This window comes from Bacillus sp. AK25 (assembly GCF_048270685.1).
GTDB classification, from domain to species: Bacteria; Bacillota; Bacilli; order Bacillales; family Bacillaceae; genus Bacillus; species Bacillus altitudinis.
In genome coordinates this window covers 3009150-3026432 of sequence record NZ_JBLUWC010000001.1, presented here as the reverse complement: position 1 = coordinate 3026432, position 17283 = coordinate 3009150, and the positions used below count along the sequence as shown (strand labels likewise).

General features: G+C 43.6%; 16 protein-coding genes. 14 read left to right on the top strand and 2 right to left on the bottom strand.

Translation table 11 applies throughout. From position 1 onward, the window contains the following. The 9 genes from ACNO7B_RS15785 to ACNO7B_RS15745 all read left to right on the top strand — a co-directional run bounded on the left by ACNO7B_RS15785 (position 1) and on the right by ACNO7B_RS15745 (position 9021). A complete protein-coding gene (locus ACNO7B_RS15785) occupies positions 1 to 594 on the top strand; it encodes a sugar transferase (RefSeq protein WP_061420206.1) in 594 nt (197 codons plus the stop codon). After that, positions 557 to 1246 carry an acetyltransferase gene (locus ACNO7B_RS15780; RefSeq protein ID WP_410684426.1) on the top strand — a complete coding sequence of 230 codons (690 nt, stop codon included), beginning with the start codon at positions 557 to 559 and terminating at the stop codon, positions 1244 to 1246. Before ACNO7B_RS15785 ends, ACNO7B_RS15780 begins: the two co-directional genes overlap by 38 nt. After that, positions 1243 to 2406 (top strand): DegT/DnrJ/EryC1/StrS family aminotransferase, encoded by a 1164-nt coding sequence (locus tag ACNO7B_RS15775; protein ID WP_410684428.1) that lies wholly within the window; start codon positions 1243 to 1245, stop codon positions 2404 to 2406. The genes ACNO7B_RS15780 and ACNO7B_RS15775 overlap by 4 nt, the downstream gene beginning before the upstream one ends. Positions 2407 to 2570: 164 nt before the next feature. Continuing rightward, the gene (nikA, locus tag ACNO7B_RS15770; RefSeq protein WP_417901688.1) at positions 2571 to 4190 is read left to right on the top strand and encodes a nickel ABC transporter substrate-binding protein; all 1620 of its coding nucleotides are present in this window, start codon (positions 2571 to 2573) and stop codon (positions 4188 to 4190) included. An 18-nt stretch (positions 4191 to 4208) separates the two neighbouring features. Then, positions 4209 to 5153 (top strand): nickel ABC transporter permease subunit NikB, encoded by a 945-nt coding sequence (nikB, locus tag ACNO7B_RS15765; protein WP_410684432.1) that lies wholly within the window; start codon positions 4209 to 4211, stop codon positions 5151 to 5153. Then, a complete protein-coding gene (nikC, locus tag ACNO7B_RS15760) occupies positions 5150 to 5983 on the top strand; it encodes a nickel ABC transporter permease subunit NikC (RefSeq protein WP_410684433.1) in 834 nt (277 codons plus the stop codon). Before nikB ends, nikC begins: the two co-directional genes overlap by 4 nt. A gap of 4 nt (positions 5984 to 5987) precedes the next feature. Continuing rightward, positions 5988 to 6803 (top strand): nickel import ATP-binding protein NikD, encoded by an 816-nt coding sequence (nikD, locus tag ACNO7B_RS15755; protein WP_410684435.1) that lies wholly within the window; start codon positions 5988 to 5990, stop codon positions 6801 to 6803. A 13-nt stretch (positions 6804 to 6816) separates the two neighbouring features. Beyond that, a complete protein-coding gene (locus ACNO7B_RS15750; RefSeq protein WP_144739579.1) occupies positions 6817 to 7632 on the top strand; it encodes an ABC transporter ATP-binding protein in 816 nt (271 codons plus the stop codon). Positions 7633 to 7695: 63 nt separating this feature from the next. After that, on the top strand, positions 7696 to 9021 hold the full coding sequence (locus tag ACNO7B_RS15745; protein ID WP_076821127.1) for an MATE family efflux transporter: 1326 nt from the start codon (positions 7696 to 7698) through the stop codon (positions 9019 to 9021). A gap of 24 nt (positions 9022 to 9045) precedes the next feature. On the opposite strand, the gene yvfG is transcribed toward ACNO7B_RS15745, so the two are convergent. Then, entirely contained in the window at positions 9046 to 9261 is a 216-nt protein-coding gene (gene yvfG / locus ACNO7B_RS15740; RefSeq protein WP_017359206.1) for a protein YvfG, read from the bottom strand. A gap of 70 nt (positions 9262 to 9331) precedes the next feature. Between yvfG and rpoN the strand changes: the two genes are divergently transcribed. Together rpoN and ACNO7B_RS15730 are read left to right on the top strand one after the other, a co-directional pair. Beyond that, positions 9332 to 10630 carry an RNA polymerase factor sigma-54 gene (rpoN, locus tag ACNO7B_RS15735; protein ID WP_410684437.1) on the top strand — a complete coding sequence of 433 codons (1299 nt, stop codon included), beginning with the start codon at positions 9332 to 9334 and terminating at the stop codon, positions 10628 to 10630. A 173-nt stretch (positions 10631 to 10803) separates the two neighbouring features. Further along, positions 10804 to 11541, top strand: a complete 738-nt coding sequence (locus ACNO7B_RS15730) for a FadR/GntR family transcriptional regulator (protein ID WP_410684439.1) — start codon at positions 10804 to 10806, stop codon at positions 11539 to 11541. Between the two features lie 27 nt (positions 11542 to 11568). Here the strand turns inward: ACNO7B_RS15730 and ACNO7B_RS15725 are convergent, their stop codons facing one another. Then, positions 11569 to 13011: a sigma-54 interaction domain-containing protein gene (locus ACNO7B_RS15725; protein ID WP_082114292.1), complete on the bottom strand. Its 1443-nt coding sequence runs from the start codon at positions 13009 to 13011 to the stop codon at positions 11569 to 11571. A 209-nt stretch (positions 13012 to 13220) separates the two neighbouring features. Here ACNO7B_RS15725 and ACNO7B_RS15720 point away from each other — a divergent pair, with 209 nt between their 5' ends. From ACNO7B_RS15720 to ACNO7B_RS15710, 3 genes are all read left to right on the top strand, one after another. Then, complete coding sequence (locus ACNO7B_RS15720) at positions 13221 to 14414, top strand: ornithine--oxo-acid transaminase (RefSeq protein ID WP_417901687.1); 1194 nt, start codon at positions 13221 to 13223, stop codon at positions 14412 to 14414. A gap of 137 nt (positions 14415 to 14551) precedes the next feature. After that, complete coding sequence (locus tag ACNO7B_RS15715; protein ID WP_417901865.1) at positions 14552 to 15937, top strand: amino acid permease; 1386 nt, start codon at positions 14552 to 14554, stop codon at positions 15935 to 15937. A 288-nt stretch (positions 15938 to 16225) separates the two neighbouring features. Beyond that, a complete protein-coding gene (locus ACNO7B_RS15710; protein WP_008347711.1) occupies positions 16226 to 17263 on the top strand; it encodes a sugar-binding transcriptional regulator in 1038 nt (345 codons plus the stop codon). Positions 17264 to 17283 lie beyond the last annotated feature (20 nt).

Sequence of the window (17283 nt, the reverse complement as noted above, 5' to 3'; positions counted from 1 at the left end):
ATGAAAAGAATAATAGATGTGGTCGTGGCACTGACACTGCTCATCGCAGGGAGTCCTCTTTTCCTTCTCATCTATGGACTCATTCGGTGGAAAATCGGAGCTCCTGTGGTGTTTCGACAAGAGCGGCCTGGTCTGTACGGACAGCCGTTTATGCTTTATAAATTTCGGACGATGACCGAGGAATGCGATGAACATGGCGTACTGCTTCCAGACCATCTTCGATTAACAAAAACCGGCGCCTTTATTCGCAAGCTCAGTCTTGATGAATTGCCGCAGCTTGTCAATGTACTCAAAGGGGAAATCAGTCTCGTTGGACCAAGACCGCTTTTAATGGAGTATTTACAAATGTACACAGAGGAGCAAGCGAAGCGTCATCTTGTGAAGCCTGGTATCACTGGATGGGCCCAGGTGAATGGGAGAAATACTCTCTCTTGGGAGGAGAAATTCACCTATGACCTCTGGTATGTAGAGCACCAATCGTTTTGGCTCGATATGAAAATCTTATGGATGACCTTACTGAAAGTCATCAAAACAGAAGGGGTGCAGCAGCCAAATCATGCAACAGCTGAAAAATTCAAAGGAACCGATACGTAAAGAGCAGCCCATTGGCTTAATAGGGGCTGGCGGACACAGTAAGGTCATTCAGGAGTTGATTTTTTTGCATCCTGATTACTCATTGTGTGCGGTATTAGACGATCGATTTGAGGAAGCTGACACTCAAACCGGCATTCTGTATGGTCCGATTTCTATGAGTCAAAAGGTAAGAGATGAAATACCTGATATGCAATGGCTGATTGCCATTGGGCAAAACGAAATCAGACAGAGGGTCAAAGAACGTCTCGCATTTGAAGAGAGGGCATTTGCCACACTGATTCATCCAGAGGCAGTTGTGAGCTCGTCAACGAAGGTTGGCCGGGGAACGGTTGTGATGGCAATGGCTGTTGTGCAAGCAGATGCAGTGATTGGTGAGCATGCCATTATCAACACCGGTTCTATCGTGGAGCATGATTGCTTTCTTGAATCCTTTACGCACCTATCCCCGGGAGCCGTGCTCACCGGTTGTGTCTCTGTGCGAGAGGGTGCTCATATTGGAGCTGGGGCTGCTGTCATACCTGGCAGAACCATTGGAAACTGGGCAGTGATCGGCGCAGGAGCGGCAGTGACCCGAGATATACATGATCAGAAAGTCGCCGTAGGCGTTCCTGCAATTGAGATCAAAGATCGAAGAGAAGGTGGGAAATCATGAGAGACAGGAAACGAATCTACTTATCTCCTCCTCATATGAGTGGAAAAGAACAGAAGAAAATAGAGGAGGCATTTAAAAGCAATTGGATTGCACCATTAGGACCGCTTGTAAATGAATTTGAGCAAGTGGTCGCGGATTATGCAGGGGTGAAGAGAGGAGCAGCATTATCTTCAGGAACAGCAGCCATTCACCTTGCCTTAAAACTCCTTGGCGTTCAAAAGGGAGATATGGTCTTTTGTTCCACGCTCACATTTGTTGCCAGTGCAAATCCTATTTTATATGAACAAGCGACGCCTGTTTTTATTGATTCAGAAAAAGAGACATGGAATATGTGTCCGCTGGCGTTAGAGAAAGCCTTTGTTGAAACAAAACGACTTGGGAAAAGACCCCGAGCGGTCATTGTCGTTCATTTATACGGACAAAGTGCAAAAATGGATGAAATCATAGCGGTGTGTGAGGCATATGATGTGCCAATCATTGAAGATGCGGCTGAATCGTTAGGCAGTATATATAAAGGAAGAAAAAGCGGTTCAATGGGCAGGTTCGGTGTGTACTCTTTTAACGGAAATAAAATCATTACAACATCAGGAGGCGGAATGCTTGTCAGTGATGATGAATCAGCCATCGACCGCTGCCGATTTCTTGCGTCACAGGCAAGAGAACATGCCCTACACTATGAGCATCAAGAGGAGGGATATAACTATCGGATGAGCAACCTGCTCGCAGGTGTAGGAATTGCACAAATGGAAGTGTTAGAGGAGCGTGTTCAGCAAAAACGCCGCATTTTCGAGCGTTATCAAGATGCTTTAGCCGATATTGAAGGCCTTCAATTTATGCCAGAATATCAAGAAACCACATCAAACCGCTGGCTGACCACATTCACCATTGATCATCATGTGCAGATGTCTCCAGTAGAGATGATAGATTCTTTAGAACAAAAGCAGATCGAAGCAAGACGTGTATGGAAGCCGCTGCACCAGCAGCCGCTCTTTCATGGTTATCCTTTTTATACAACAGCCGATGAAGTCCCTGCATCTGAGTTGTTATTTGAGACAGGTCTTTGCCTGCCATCTGGTACAAGCATGACAGACGCGGAACAGGAGCTTGTCATTGATACACTGTACAACGCCCTGCAAAAGAAAGCATTACCCTCCTCATAGGCTGCTCGTTCATCAGCAGCCTGCCTCTCTTTTTAACAAATCCCTTAATTTGTGGAATAATAAGGAATATATATTGTCATTTCATTTCAAATATGATATTGACAACAGAGTCCTTCCTCCTTAAAATGAAAATGATTATCAGCATCAATTAGGAGGAGCAACTTATGTCTATTTGGAGTAATTTTCCGAAAATTAAAATAAATAAAATATTACCTATCCTACTGATCTTCTTACTAGTAGGCTGTTCTCAAGCAAATAATGGAGCGGGTGGAGACAAGGATCATCCCGATACGATCACCATGGCATGGCCAAGAGATATTGGCGAAATGAATCCGCACATATACAATCCATCACAATTGTTTGCCCAATCCATGATTTACGAACCATTGGTGAGCTATCAAAAAAATGGAAAACTTAAACCTGAATTGGCAAAATCATGGGATGTTTCAAAGGATGGCAAGGTGTATACGTTCCATCTTAGAGACAATGTCACATTCTCAGATGGATCTAAATTTAATGCGAACATTGTGAAAAAGAATTTTGATAAGATTTTAAAAAACAAAGAAGTACATAGCTGGTTAGGTGTCATAAAGAAAATTAAAAAGACAGAAGCAGTGGACAAGCAAACGTTTAAACTCACATTAACTGAGCCTTATTATCCAACTGTTCAAGAGTTAGCTGTTGTGCGCCCCGTTCGTTTCCTAGGCGAAGCAGGTTTTCCGAAAAACGGAGATACGTCAAAAGGAATTGAAAAACCAGTGGGGACAGGTCCTTGGGTATTAAAGACGTACAAAAAAGATGATTACGCAATTTTTGAACGAAATGACCACTACTGGGGAGAGAAACCAAAGGTCAAAGAAATCAAAGTGAAGGTCATTCCAGATGCCGAAACAAGAGTGATGGCATTTGAAAAAGGCGATGTAGATTTACTTTATGGAGAAGGAACGATTAGCCTTGATGCTTTTAAACAACTAGAGGCGAGCGGCAAGTATGAAACGAAGATGTCAGAGCCTGTAGCCACAAGACAGCTTGTCATGAACACAAAAGTCGATCAGCTGTCAGATGAGAAAGTGCGTCACGCCCTTCAGTATGCGATCAATAAAACATCATTGGTGGAAGGTGTGACCTCTGGCTTAGAGGATGTAGCAGATCACATCTTGCCGACAAACATGCCATATACGTCAGGCATCCGGGTGAAATCTTTCCAGTATGATGTGGACAAAGCGAAGGCTTTACTGGATGAAGCGGGCTGGACGCTTCCGAAAGGAAAAACCATACGCGAAAAAGACGGAAAAACGCTTGAGTTTAGTATGATGTATGACTCAGCAGAATCGATTCAAAAAACAATGGCTGAAACACTGCAGGCAGAATGGGCAGCCATTGGGGTCGGCGTCAAACTTGAAGGTGTCGAGCTGGCGACGCAGGTTCAGCGGTTTAAAGCGAACAAATTTGATATGAACTTCTTTAGCAATTACGGAGCGCCGTATGATCCGCATACATTTATGAACGTTGTCTCATCAGATGGTTTTGGATTCAAAGAGGCGATCTCAGCGTATCCGAATAAAGATAAGCTGATCAAAGAAATGACGGAGATTCCATCGACAACAAATGAAAACAAACGCAAAGCACTTTATTCGTCCGTCTTATCTTCCTTGCAAGATCAAGGGGCGATTGTGCCAATCTCTTATTTTAAAAAGACAGCTGTTTATCAAAAAGATGTGAAGGACTTTGATTTCCCTGCGAATCGAGATGAACATCCTTTCACAGGCATCAAGCTGAAGTAACAGAAGGAAGGTAAGCAAATGAGCCGCTATATCATCAAACGAATGTTATCTATCATTCCTGTATTTCTACTAGCCACACTGTTCACAACTGGCATGATTCATCTGTCACCAGTTGATCCAGCGGAGGCATATTTAGCAGCGGCTCATATTCAGCCTACTGATGAGGTATTAGCCCAAAAACGAAGTGAATTTGGTTTAGATGAACCTTTTTACGTGCAGTACCTTCATACGATTGAAAAAGTCGTCCGTCTTGATTTTGGGCGGTCGTATATGACCAATCAGCCTGTGCTTGATGAGGTGATCTATCGAATACCTGCGACGATTCAATTGGCGTTCACTAGTCTGCTGATCGCAATTTGTGTCAGTATTCCACTGGGCTTTTTCAGCGGGGTGAGAAAAAATGGCGTTGTAGATCATGTGAGCCGGATGATTTCTTTCCTAGGAGCATCTATCCCGACCTTTGTTTTGGGGTATTTGCTCATCTTCTTTTTTTCAGTGAAACTCGATCTTTTACCTGTTGAAGGTGTTGGTACATGGGAACATCTTGTACTGCCATCCATTACACTGGCTGTGCCGTTAATTGCGATGTATACGAGATTATTGCGAGCGAGTGTGAGTGAGACGCTTCACGAGCCTTTTGTTCAATATGCGAGAATGAGAGGGTTAAAGGAACAATCGATTATGTTCAAACATGTCTTCAGAATGGCGATATCACCGATGCTGACAGGACTTGGCGTGAATCTTGGCAAGCTGCTCACAGGGACTATTATTGTAGAGGCTGTTTTTTCATGGCCTGGATTTGGACGATTTTTTATTGAAGCGATCTTTAACCGGGATCTGCCGGTCATTCAATTTTATGTGTTGATGGCGGCGTGTATCTTTATCTTAAGCAGTTTGATAGTGGATCTTCTTCAGCTGCTCATTGACCCCCGTATTTCTAGAAAGGAAGGCCGCCAGCCATGATGACAAAAGTAAAACACCTCTTCTATCATCAAAAGATGATCTCGATCTGTGTGGTGCTGCTCGGTCTCCTGCTCATTGTGACGATATGTGCACCATGGATCGCTCCGCATGACCCGGCGGCTGTTAATCTTGCAATGAAACTAAAGGGATCTTCATGGGAGTATCCTCTAGGCACCGATCAATTGGGAAGATGCAATTTATCTCGTATTCTATATGGTGCTCGTATTTCACTAGGCTGTGCGTTGTTAATATTTGTTTCCTCTCTATCTATCGGTTTAATCGTAGGGCTGATATCTGGATATAAAGGCGGCTGGATCGATCACGTATTGATGAGATTGTGCGACGGGTTCATGGCATTTCCGAATTTGGTACTGATCCTCGGATTAGTCGGTATTTTTGGACCAGGGCTTTCTCAAGTGGTGCTGGCTTTGATGCTTGTGCAGTGGGTGTATTACGCTCGCGTCTTTCGAGGGATGGTCCTTAGTTTAAAAGAACAAAACTTTATTGCAGCTGCGAAGATTAGTGGTACTTCCCATTGGAATATCATGAGAAAGCATATGATTCCGAATGTACTGCCGCCACTCGCGGTTGTGGGCACACTTGAAATGGGCTGGGCGATTATGGACATTTCCGCCATGTCTTTTCTAGGCTTAGGGGTTCAGCCGCCTACGCCTGAATGGGGAGCGATGATCCATGAAGGAAAATCTTATATTCAAACAAATCCTCAGCTGATGCTTTATCCGGGTCTTGTGATTATGGCTGTGGTCATTCTATTCAACTTACTGGGAGAAGCCCTTTCAGAGAAATATGGCATCAAACGTCGTGTGTAAAGGAATGAGTCAGTTGGAAGAGTCTATTTTAAACATAGAGAACCTGCATGTGCATACGAAAACGCCGCAAGGAACCATTTCTCTTGTTCAAGAAATAGCATTTGAGGTAAAGCGCGGTCAAATTGTTGGATTAATTGGTGAGAGCGGATGCGGAAAAACGGTGACAAGTATGTCGATCTTAAACATGCTTGATCGAAAAACAACGGAAGTGACTGGCAGTATCACTCTACAAGGTCGAGAATTGATCGGTTTAAGTGAACAGCATATGCGGTCTATTCGTGGCAAAGATCTCTCATATATTATGCAAAATCCAATGAATAGCTTTACGCCTGTATGGACAATTGGACATCAATTGATTGAAACAATCCGCCGGCATACAGCTGTCAGTAAAAGGCAGGCACGGGTCCAGGCAATTAAAGCCTTAGAGAAAATGAACCTGCCGCATCCAGATCAATTACTGAGTAAGTACCCTTTTGAATTAAGCGGGGGGATGCTCCAGCGTGTCATGATTGCTATGGCTGCCTGTATGCATCCGCCTCTGATCATCGCAGATGAACCGACAACCGCATTAGATGTACACAATCAGAAGCTGGTGCTTGAGCACTTGAATCAAATTCGTCATGAATACGGAACGGCGACTTTGCTCATTACCCACGATCTTAGTGTGATTGCGGAAATGGCAGACGAGGTCGTGGTGATGAAACAAGGAAAAATCGTTGAAAAGGCTGAAGTTCTTGAGCTTTTTGAACACCCAAAGCATGATTATACAAAGAAACTTTTAGCAGCTCGTCCATCCATTCCAGCTGTTTGCCCGATTTGAGGTGAGAAGACCGTTGCATTTAATAGAAGTGAAAGCAGTGAGTCATTCATATGGCAACCGATCGTTTCTGATGAGGACAAAAGGGAGAACCCCTGTCCTGAAAAACGTTCATTTGACCATTGAAGAAGGCACTTGTCTTGGGTTATTAGGTCAAAGTGGTGCAGGGAAAAGTACACTCGGCCGCATCATCCTTGGACTAGAGAAGCCGAGTAGCGGACAAGTTCTGTTTGAAGGTCAGGATATCATTCGTGCAGATCAGCGGACACATCAGCATTTCCGCCGACATGTACAAGCGGTATTTCAAGATTCATATTCAGCGGTGAATCCAAGATGGACAGTGGAACAAATTCTATCTGAGCCGCTTGAAAACTATGAACCAATGAACTGTAAAAAACGTCAGCATATACTGATTCACTGGTTAGAAAGAGTAGGGCTCAGTGAGCAGGATTTGTCCAAGTACCCATACCAATTTAGCGGTGGCCAGCTACAGCGGATCAACATCGCCAGAGCACTGGTGCTTCAGCCAAAGCTCATTGTGCTGGATGAATCAGTCAGTAGCTTAGATATGGTTACGCAGGCAGTCATTTTAGATTTGTTAGTCGATTTAAAGAAAGAGCTGAAGCTTGCATACTTATTTATTACACATGATTTAACAGCGGCCTATCATTTAAGTGATCAATTAGCGATTCTTGATCAGGGTGAGCTTGTGGCTCAGTTTCAATCGAAGGATGATTTCTTTATATCAGAGCACGAAGCTGTGCTGAAAATGAAGGAGGCAACGCTCGCCAGCCACCCTTTGTCTCGAACGATTGGTAGGCCGGTTCGTTAACTTTTTCATTCCCTCAATGCCTCTTTTAAGAGAGGCTATTTTTCATGAAAGGCAGGTGGCATCGTGAACCATCGTGCATATTTAGCTTTGGCGATCCCTTTAACCATTTCAACGATGACCACGCCATTACTTGGAGCTGTCGATACAGCAGTTGTTGGCCAGCTTGCCAACCCCGCTTATATAGGGGGCGTCGCAGTCGGCAGTCTCATTTTTAGTACATTGTACTGGCTGTTTGGCTTTTTACGGGTAAGTACATCTGCTTTTGCCGCCCAAGCAAACGGAGCGCAGAACGAGGAGCAGGGTGTTCTTGCTTTTCTAAGGCCTTTTTTGCTGGCTATTATCGTGGGGCTTTGTTTTATTGCTCTTCAATGGCCCATTATTCAATCCGCATTATGGATCATCTCTCCTGCTGCTGATGTGCGCGAATATGCAGCGGACTATTTTCATATTCGGATCTGGGGAGCGCCATTTACCTTGATGAATTACGTCATACTCGGCTGGCTGATGGGGATGGCAAAAATGAAAGAAGCCCTTTCTTTACAAATTTTGATCAATGTCATGAATATGATCTTGGCATTGATCTTAGTTCATGCGTTTTCTTTTGCCGTCAAAGGTGTGGCAGCGGCGACATTGATCTCTGAACTCACTGCTTTTGTGTTAGGGGCCTGGATCATCTTGAAGCATACGTCAAACGGTTTTCGGATGCCGTCTATCCAGCAGGTGATGGACACACGTGCAGTAAAGAAAATGTTTCATGTGAATAAAGACTTATTTATCCGAACGATCTGTCTGCTTGTTGTGATCAACATGTTTACAGCAAAGGGAGCTTCTTTCGGAACGGAGCAATTGGCGGCGAATGCCATTTTATTTCAAATTCACTACATCATGGCCTATTTGTTCGATGGATTTGCCAATGCGTCCAGCATCCTTGTCGGTAGATCAGTAGGTGCGAACGACCGAGCGCTTTATGATAAAACTTTAACCCTTTCGAGACAATGGGCAGTTGTAATGGCATGTGTCATTGCGACAGGTTACTTTTTCTTTAAAGTACCGATTTTGAGCCTGTTTACAAATTTGCCTCAGCTTCTTGATGTGACACTGCAATATGCCGATTGGCTCGTTCTTTATCCGTTTGCTGCTTGCTTTGGTTTGGTGATTTATGGTGTATTCACAGGTGCTACAGAAATTGCTCCTGTTAGGAATTCAATGCTGTTTGCGATGATTTTGTTTGTGGCTGTTCAGGCGGCAGTCATTCCGATATGGCACAATCACGGACTATGGTTTGCCTTTATCATTTATACTGTAGGGCGGTCCGGCTTTTTGATGATGTACAAATCGAAGCTGGATCAAAAGCTTTTCCTGCATGAAAAACACCCTTTGCAATCATGAGAAAGGGTGTTGTTTTTCGTCCATTTATTCGCTTTCTTTTTTCACCTTTTGGTACGCTTCATCGAGATGCTGAATTCGCTTCAAGACAACAGCATTTTTCGTCAATTGGTCCTGCACAAGTGTAGAAACCACTGAACGATAATAAGCGTTCATGGCATGAATCTTGTCTTCATGTTGATTCATGGCAATGTGCTGTTTTAAGTTATCAATAAAGTATGGAACGGAAAAAAGTTCAGACATGGAAATCACTCCTATTTCGTATATACGGTCCGTCAATCTTCATGTAAAATGATGAGAGGGAGGGGAGACAATGAGCCTTAAACTGCAACAAGAACTAGTATTAAAGCAGGTACTCACACAAGAACTCAGGCAGGCGATTACGCTGCTGCAACTGAATTGTGCAGAGCTGGGTGAGTATCTTGATCAGTTAGCGCTTGAGAACCCTCTGATTGAGCGGAAAGACACGGACAGCTATCAACCAGTTTATCATAAAAGAATGCAAGATCGAATGACAGAGCCGTATCGTACGCATCAAAAAGAAAGCCTGCAAATGTATTTAAAGAGACAGGCCATTGATTTGAATTTAAGTGAAAAGAATCAAAGGATTTTTCAATTCATGATTGAGTCCATTGATTCCAATGGCTATTTAAATGAACCGGTTGACCAAATGGCCGCTGTGTTACAGGCTTCAGCAGAAGAAGTAGAGGCCGTTCTTCATCAGCTTCAATCATTAGAGCCTGCCGGTATTGGCGCTAGATCATTGCAAGAATGCATCCTGCTCCAGCTTAGACGAAAAAAGGATCGCTGGTATGAAGCAGAGCTGATCATCGAAGGGCATTTCTTTCTTTTCGCAAGGAAGGCTTGGAAGGAAATCGCAGCTAAAACAGGTATGCCGTTGAAAACCCTGCAGGCCATCCAAGATGAGGTGTCGCTTCTCGAACCAAGACCAGGCCTTCATTTCTCTTATGAAGACCAGGATGTGTATATAGAACCAGATGTGTTGATTACAGCTGCGGGAGGTCACATCACATTCGAGCTGAACCAGCGTGCTTTTCCGGACATTGAAATGAATGAAGGGTATTTCGCTATGATTCAAGATCAAAAGCGGCATGAAGCATACACGTATTTAAAGGAAAAGCAGCAGCAGTACAATTGGCTTGTTCAAGCGCTGAAGCAGAGAAAACAAACGATGACAAATGTCGTTCGTGAGATTATCTTACAACAGACTGATTTCTTCCTGACAGGGAAGCATAAAATGAAACCGCTTACGATGAAGCAGATTGCAGATATATTACAAGTGCATGAGTCGACAGTGAGTCGAACAGTCAAAGGGAAAATGGTGCAGACCCCTTACGGATTAATGGAAATGAAACAGTTTTTCCAAGCGAAACTAGAAGGGCATTCGCTAGAAGAAGCATCCAGCTACACAGTGAAGACCCACATTGCGGAGCTGATTCAATCAGAAAATAAGAAAAAACCGTATTCGGATCAGCAAATCATGACGCATCTTCAGCAAACCTTTGGTATCCGTGTCTCTCGCAGAACCATTGCTAAATATCGTGAACAAATGAACCTTCCGTCTTCTACGCTGCGGAAGCGATATGATTAAAAAGAAGCACATGCCAGAAACAATGGCACGTGCTTCTTTTTTGATGAGTGGAAGAGTGATAGAAGATTTCTTGAGAATTGAAAAAAGGGAAGACGTGTGATCTGAATTTTGGGGTAAAGTATAAGATAGGGCATGAGCCGATAGGGTAGACAACAGTGATGAGGTGAGACCAATTGAAATATAAACAAATCAAAACGAAAAAAATATATGAAGAGATTGCGGACGCATTAGTCGAATCCATTCGAACGGGGGAGCTTCTTCCGGGCGAAAAATTAGACTCGGTTCAAGCACTTTCTGAAAACTTTCAAGTCAGCCGTTCCGCTGTGAGAGAGGCGCTGTCCGCTCTGAAAGCGATCGGATTAATAGAGATGAAGCAAGGAGAAGGCACATATGTGAAGCAGTTCGATCCTGAGCAGCTCACATTTTGTTTATCTCCTGCTTTTTTGATGAAGCAGCAGGATATCGTGCAGCTTCTTGAAGTGAGATCAATCATTGAATCAGGTGCTGTCAAAAAGGCAGCATTGCTGCGGACAGACGAGGACCTCCATCGACTACATGAGGCACTAGAACAAATGAAGCGTGCAGAAGCGCATAAAGAAATTGGTGAGGAGGCAGACCTCACATTTCATCTTGCCATCGCTAAAGCCTCAAAGAATCATTTACTGGCGGCGTTAATGAATCAGGTCTCATCCTTATTAATGGAAACGATGCGGGAAACGAGAAAAATCGTGTTATTTTCAAGAAAAGCGTCCATACGTCAGCTTTACAAAGACCATGAACGTATTTATCAAGCTGTCATGGACAAGCAGCCAGAAGAAGCGGAGAGGGCGATGCTTACACATTTGGAAAAAGTAGAACAACTTCTTGGTGATGTGCTGCAAGAACAAGAAGGAAAGCCAGATATACAATAAGCTGTGCCGCATAAGGGCACAGCTCTATTATTGAAGAGAAATATGCAGCTTTTTCATTCGATATTGCAAACTTTGCCTGCTCATGCCCAATATCTTTGCAGTCTGTGAAATATTGTCGTCCATTTTATTTAAGTAATGGACGATGTATTGTTTTTCAAATCGTTCCATTTGGGTTTGGAAGTCAGTTGTATGATCTGAGCTTGTGTAGACAAACGTATCAGCTGCAGCTGATAGATTAAGCGGACTCATCTGCATGTGTTCACTAGGACGTCCTTCTCCTTGCTTGAAACGGAAATGGTAAGGAAGGTGATGCATGCTTAAGTATGTTTCGTCCATCATCATATTCATCCCAGCTTCAATCACATGCTCCAGTTCTCTTACATTGCCCGGCCAATGATACGTTTGGAACAGGGCAAGTACCTCTTCATCAGCCGCCTTCACATTCATTTGAAACAGTTCATTATATTTTTGAATAAAATGCATGACAAATGTGGGGATGTCTTCTTTTCGCTCAGAGAGTGGCGGGATAAACAAGGTGACAATGCCAAGCCGGTAAAATAAATCCTTTCGCATCCGTCCACCTGCGATCGCATCTACAGGGTCCTCATTCATATTAGCAATCACTCTCACATCAATGGCGATTTCCTTTGTACTGCCTAACCTTCTTACACGTTTCTCTTGCAAGACGCGCAATAGTTTTGCTTGAAGAGCTGGATGTAATGAGTTGATCTCATCTAAAAGCAGTGTACCCCCTTGTGCTTGTTCGAATAGACCGGGCTGATCTGTTGCCCCTGTAAAAGCCCCTTTTTGTGTTCCAAATAGCAGACTTTCAATCAGGTTATCAGGCAGTGCTGCACAATTCTGCGTAATAAATGGTCCAGATGAACGGCTGCTGCCATTATGAATGCTTTGTGCAAATAGCTCTTTCCCCGTCCCTGTCTCACCAACAATCAGCACATAAGAAGAGGTACGTGTGGCTCGTTTCGCATGTTCAATCACTTCTAAAAAGGCAGGACTCTCCCCAATGATTGAATCAAATGTAAAGCGTGTGTTTCCTTTTTTCTTCATATTGTGATGAATGAGCCGTTCCAGTTTCGTGACATCATTCGAAATTTCAACCGCCCCTTGAATCAAACCGTCTCGTACGAGCGGGTATGTATGGTTAATCGTTGTGATTTCTTTTCCATTGTAGTTGTGATACGTCTGCTTTGCATGAACCGTCTGTTTCCCGGTTCGCAGCGCTTGGACAAGTGTACTGTGCATCTCGTCCTGAAACACAAAGAGGTCTAAGACATTTTTATAAAGGACATCAGAACGTTTTAAAGATTCGATCTCCATCATTTTTTTATTATAAACAATGGTATTGCCATTTTCGTCAATGGCGTGAACCCCAACATCAATTAAATCGAGCATTTGTTTATATAGATCAATCTCATTTTCGAACTTTGCGGTATGCTGATCTTTTTTCACTTGCGCCACCTCCAGACATTATCTCTATTTTACATGAAAAATTTTGCGATTTCTTCTAAAAAATTTTGCATATGCAAAATTATTTTGCGTTAAAGGTGAGAACAATCCTAGGCACAGAGCGATCACTAAGTTGGCATGATCCTTGCATAACATAAGAGTGAAGATGAACCCAATCAAAAGAGGCAAGCTTATAGAAGGAGGAATACAAGATGACACAGACAAAAGCATTGATTCATCAAACAGAACAATACGGTGCGGCGAACTATCATCCGTTGCCAATTGTGATTTCAGAGGCTGAGGGAGTGTGGGTGACTGATCCTGAGGGCAACCGCTACATGGATATGCTCAGTGCATATTCTGCAGTCAACCAAGGACATCGCCATCCCCGCATTATTGAAGCGCTTAAAACACAAGCTGACCGCGTGACACTCACATCAAGGGCCTTCCATAATGATCAGCTTGGCCCATGGTATGAGAAGATCTGCAAATTAACGAATAAAGAGATGGCATTGCCGATGAATACAGGTGCCGAGGCTGTGGAAACGGCGATAAAGGCAGCGAGACGATGGGGCTATGATGTCAAGGGAATCGAAGAGAATCGAGCAGAAATCATTGCATGTACCGGGAATTTTCATGGTCGTACAATGACGGCTGTGTCACTTTCTTCGGAAGCAGAATATCAAAGAGGTTTCGGTCCGATGCTCCCAGGTATAAAGCTCATCCCTTATGGAGATATTGAAGCGTTATGCGAAGCAATCACTCCGCAAACAGCAGCTTTTCTCTTTGAACCGATTCAAGGAGAAGCGGGCATTGTCATGCCGCCTGAGGGCTTTATAAAAGAGGCAAAAGCGATCTGTGAGAAGGAACATGTGTTATTGATCGCAGATGAAATTCAAGTGGGATTAGCACGGACCGGCAAGATGTTTGCATGCGACTGGGAAGACATTGAGCCGGATATGCTGATTCTTGGTAAAGCACTTGGCGGTGGGGTATTCCCGATCTCATGTGTTGTCGCAAACCGTGATATTTTAGGTGTATTTAATCCAGGGTCTCACGGGTCTACCTTCGGCGGGAATCCTCTTGCGTGCGCAGTATCACTTGCTGCACTAGATGTTTTAATCGACGAGAAGCTTGCCGAGCGCTCATTAGAGCTTGGGCAATATTTCAAAGATAAACTGTCACGCATTCAAAGTCCTGTCATTAAGGAAGTACGCGGGCGTGGACTATTTATTGGGGTGGAACTGACTGAGGCAGCTAGACCTTATTGTGAGAAGCTCAAGCAAGCGGGGCTGTTATGCAAAGAAACCCATGAGACAGTAATTCGATTTGCACCGCCGCTTACCATTTCAAAAGAAGACTTGGATTGGGCAATTGCTCATATCCAAGCGTTATTTCAAGCATAAATGATCAAGGGAGAAGCCTTCAAATTCTCCCTTTCTCTTTCAATGAAGGGCGAATTTTGTCAAAGGTTGATGAATAGAAGAGTGAAAGTGGGGAAACGGATTTGAAGCCAGAACAGCATAATGAACTAGAGCGTTCCATGAAAAGCAGACATCTCTTTATGATTGCCTTAGGTGGGGTCATCGGAACAGGCCTTTTCCTTGGATCAGGAATCATTATTCATCAGGCAGGCCCAGGGGGAGCCATTCTTTCGTTTATCATTGGCGGGTTGCTCATGTATTTGGTGATGCTCTGTCTTGGTGAATTAGCAGTGGCGATGCCGTCAGCTGGTTCCTTTCAGGAGTATGCTACGAAGTATATTGGTCCATCCACAGGCTTTATGATCGGCTGGCTTTATTGGTTTAGCTGGGCATGTACAATTGGACTGGAGTTTACGTCAGCAGGCATTTTGCTCCAAAGGTGGTTCCCAGATATCCCTGTTTGGCTTTGGTGTCTTGCATTTAGCGTGATTTTATTTGCCGTGAATGCCATCTCAGCTCGTAGCTTTGCTGAAACCGAGTTTTGGTTTTCAGCCATCAAGGTTGCTGCGATCTTATTGTTTATTATCATTGGAATTGGCGCAATTTTCGGAATGATTCATTTGAAAGGTGGGGAACCTGCCCCCCTATTTCGCCATTTGACCGATCATGGCGGACTTTTTCCTAATGGTCTTTTTGCGATTTTATTAACCATGGTCACAGTCAATTTCTCCTTCCAAGGAACAGAGCTTGTAGGGATTGCAGCAGGGGAGAGTGAAAGTCCAGAAAAAACACTCCCGCGTTCTATTCGGAATATTATTTGGCGGACGATGGTCTTTTTTGTTTTATCGATTGCGGTTCTTGCAGCGCTTCTTCCATGGCAGACTGCCGGCGCAGTGGATAGTCCGTTTGTTGTGGTGTTGGACAAGGTCGGCATACCATACGCTGCAGATATCATGAATTTTATCATCATTACAGCCGTCTTATCTGTAGCGAACTCTGGATTATATGCATCATCACGTATGCTATGGGCGCTTTCAAAAGACGGGAAAGGACCTGTTTTCACGAAAAAATTATCCAAACGTAAAATCCCGATCAATGCCTTATTGGTGACAATGGGTGTATCCGCTCTATCACTGCTCACGAGTGTTGTAGCACCAAAAACGGTATATGTCTGGCTCATATCCATTTCGGGTATGGTGCTTGTCGTTGTTTGGATGTCTATTTGTTTATCCCAATACTTCTTTAGGAGACAATTCATAAAAGAGGGCGGAGATGTAAAGGATCTGGTCTTCCGAACGCCTTTCTATCCATTTGTGCCATTAGCAGGCTTTATCGCATTTGGCATTGTTCTTATCAGTTTATTCTTTATTGAGGATCAGCGGATTGGTCTTTATTGCGGAGTTCCATTTATGGCCGCCTGCTACATCATTTACTACCTCAAGATTAAACCGAAGGAAGATGCGAAACGGTTTAATGAAGAGAAAGAAACGATACCGAAAACATAAGCAGGCGGCTTTTGACCGCCTGCACCTTTTCAAAGACAAATGCATTCAATATAGAAGAAAATAAATAGTTTGAAAAAAATAAAATAGCGGAAAGCTAGATGACAAGCAGGTTATCGGTCAAAATGTGTCTATTTTTTGTCTAAATGTGTTTGTAAGAGTTGAAAATGCAAGATTATCCTGTTAAAATAATTAAAGAAAGCAGGGGTTGATTTTTTTTGGCTGTGGCGGGACGTTTTTTGTCACAGTGGGACATTTTTAGTCCAACGTGAAAAGAAAGGGTCGTTAGCCATGAATCGTTTATTGGAAGCTCAAAAAAAATTATTACCAGATCTTCTCACAGTTATGCAAAAACGCTACGACATTTTGCAGTACATCAGATTAGCTGAACCAATTGGTCGCAGAAGTCTTGCGACAAGTCTTGGTCTGAGTGAACGTATCTTAAGAGCTGAGGTTCAGTTCTTAAAGGAACAAAATCTGCTGGATGTCAAAACGAGCGGTATGATGCTGACGACTGAAGGTCATGCTTTGCTTGAAATGCTTGAAGGAATGATGAAGGACGTTTTAGGTTTAACCTTTTTGGAAAATACATTAAAGAGGAAATTAGGCCTGGAAGAAGTCATCATTGTTTCTGGTGACAGCGATGAATCCCCGTGGGTGAAGCAAGAAATGGGAAGAGCTGCTGTCCAATGTATGAAAAAAAGGTTTACTGGAAATAATATCGTCGCCGTTACTGGCGGAACGACGATGGAAGCTGTTGCCGAAATGATGACCCCTGATGCCAAAAATCGCGACATGATGTTTGTCCCTGCGAGAGGCGGTCTTGGGGAGAATGTAAAAAATCAGGCAAACACCATTTGTGCCCACATGGCTGAAAAAGCTTCCGGTACTTACAAACTGCTGTTTGTTCCAGGACAGCTGTCAGAAGGTGCTTACTCTTCCATTATTGAAGAGCCGTCCGTCAAAGAAGTGCTTCAAACGATTAAATCATCCACGATGCTTATTCATGGAATCGGTGAAGCAAAAACAATGGCGATGAGACGAAACACACCCGCTGAAGATTTAAAAAAGATTGATGAGCATGACGCAGTGACAGAGGCTTTTGGCTATTACTTTAATCGTGATGGCGAGGTCGTCCACAAAGTGCACTCCGTCGGCATGCAGCTAGATGATTTAGAAAGCATTCCACACATTATTGCTGTTGCAGGTGGATCATCAAAGGCAGGGGCCATTGAAGCTTATTTCAAAAAACCCCGCCGAACGGTTCTCGTCACAGACGAAGGAGCCGCAAAAGAGTTATTAAGGGAGTCAATTGATCCCTCAATATAAAACATTGTGACCTATAAAAG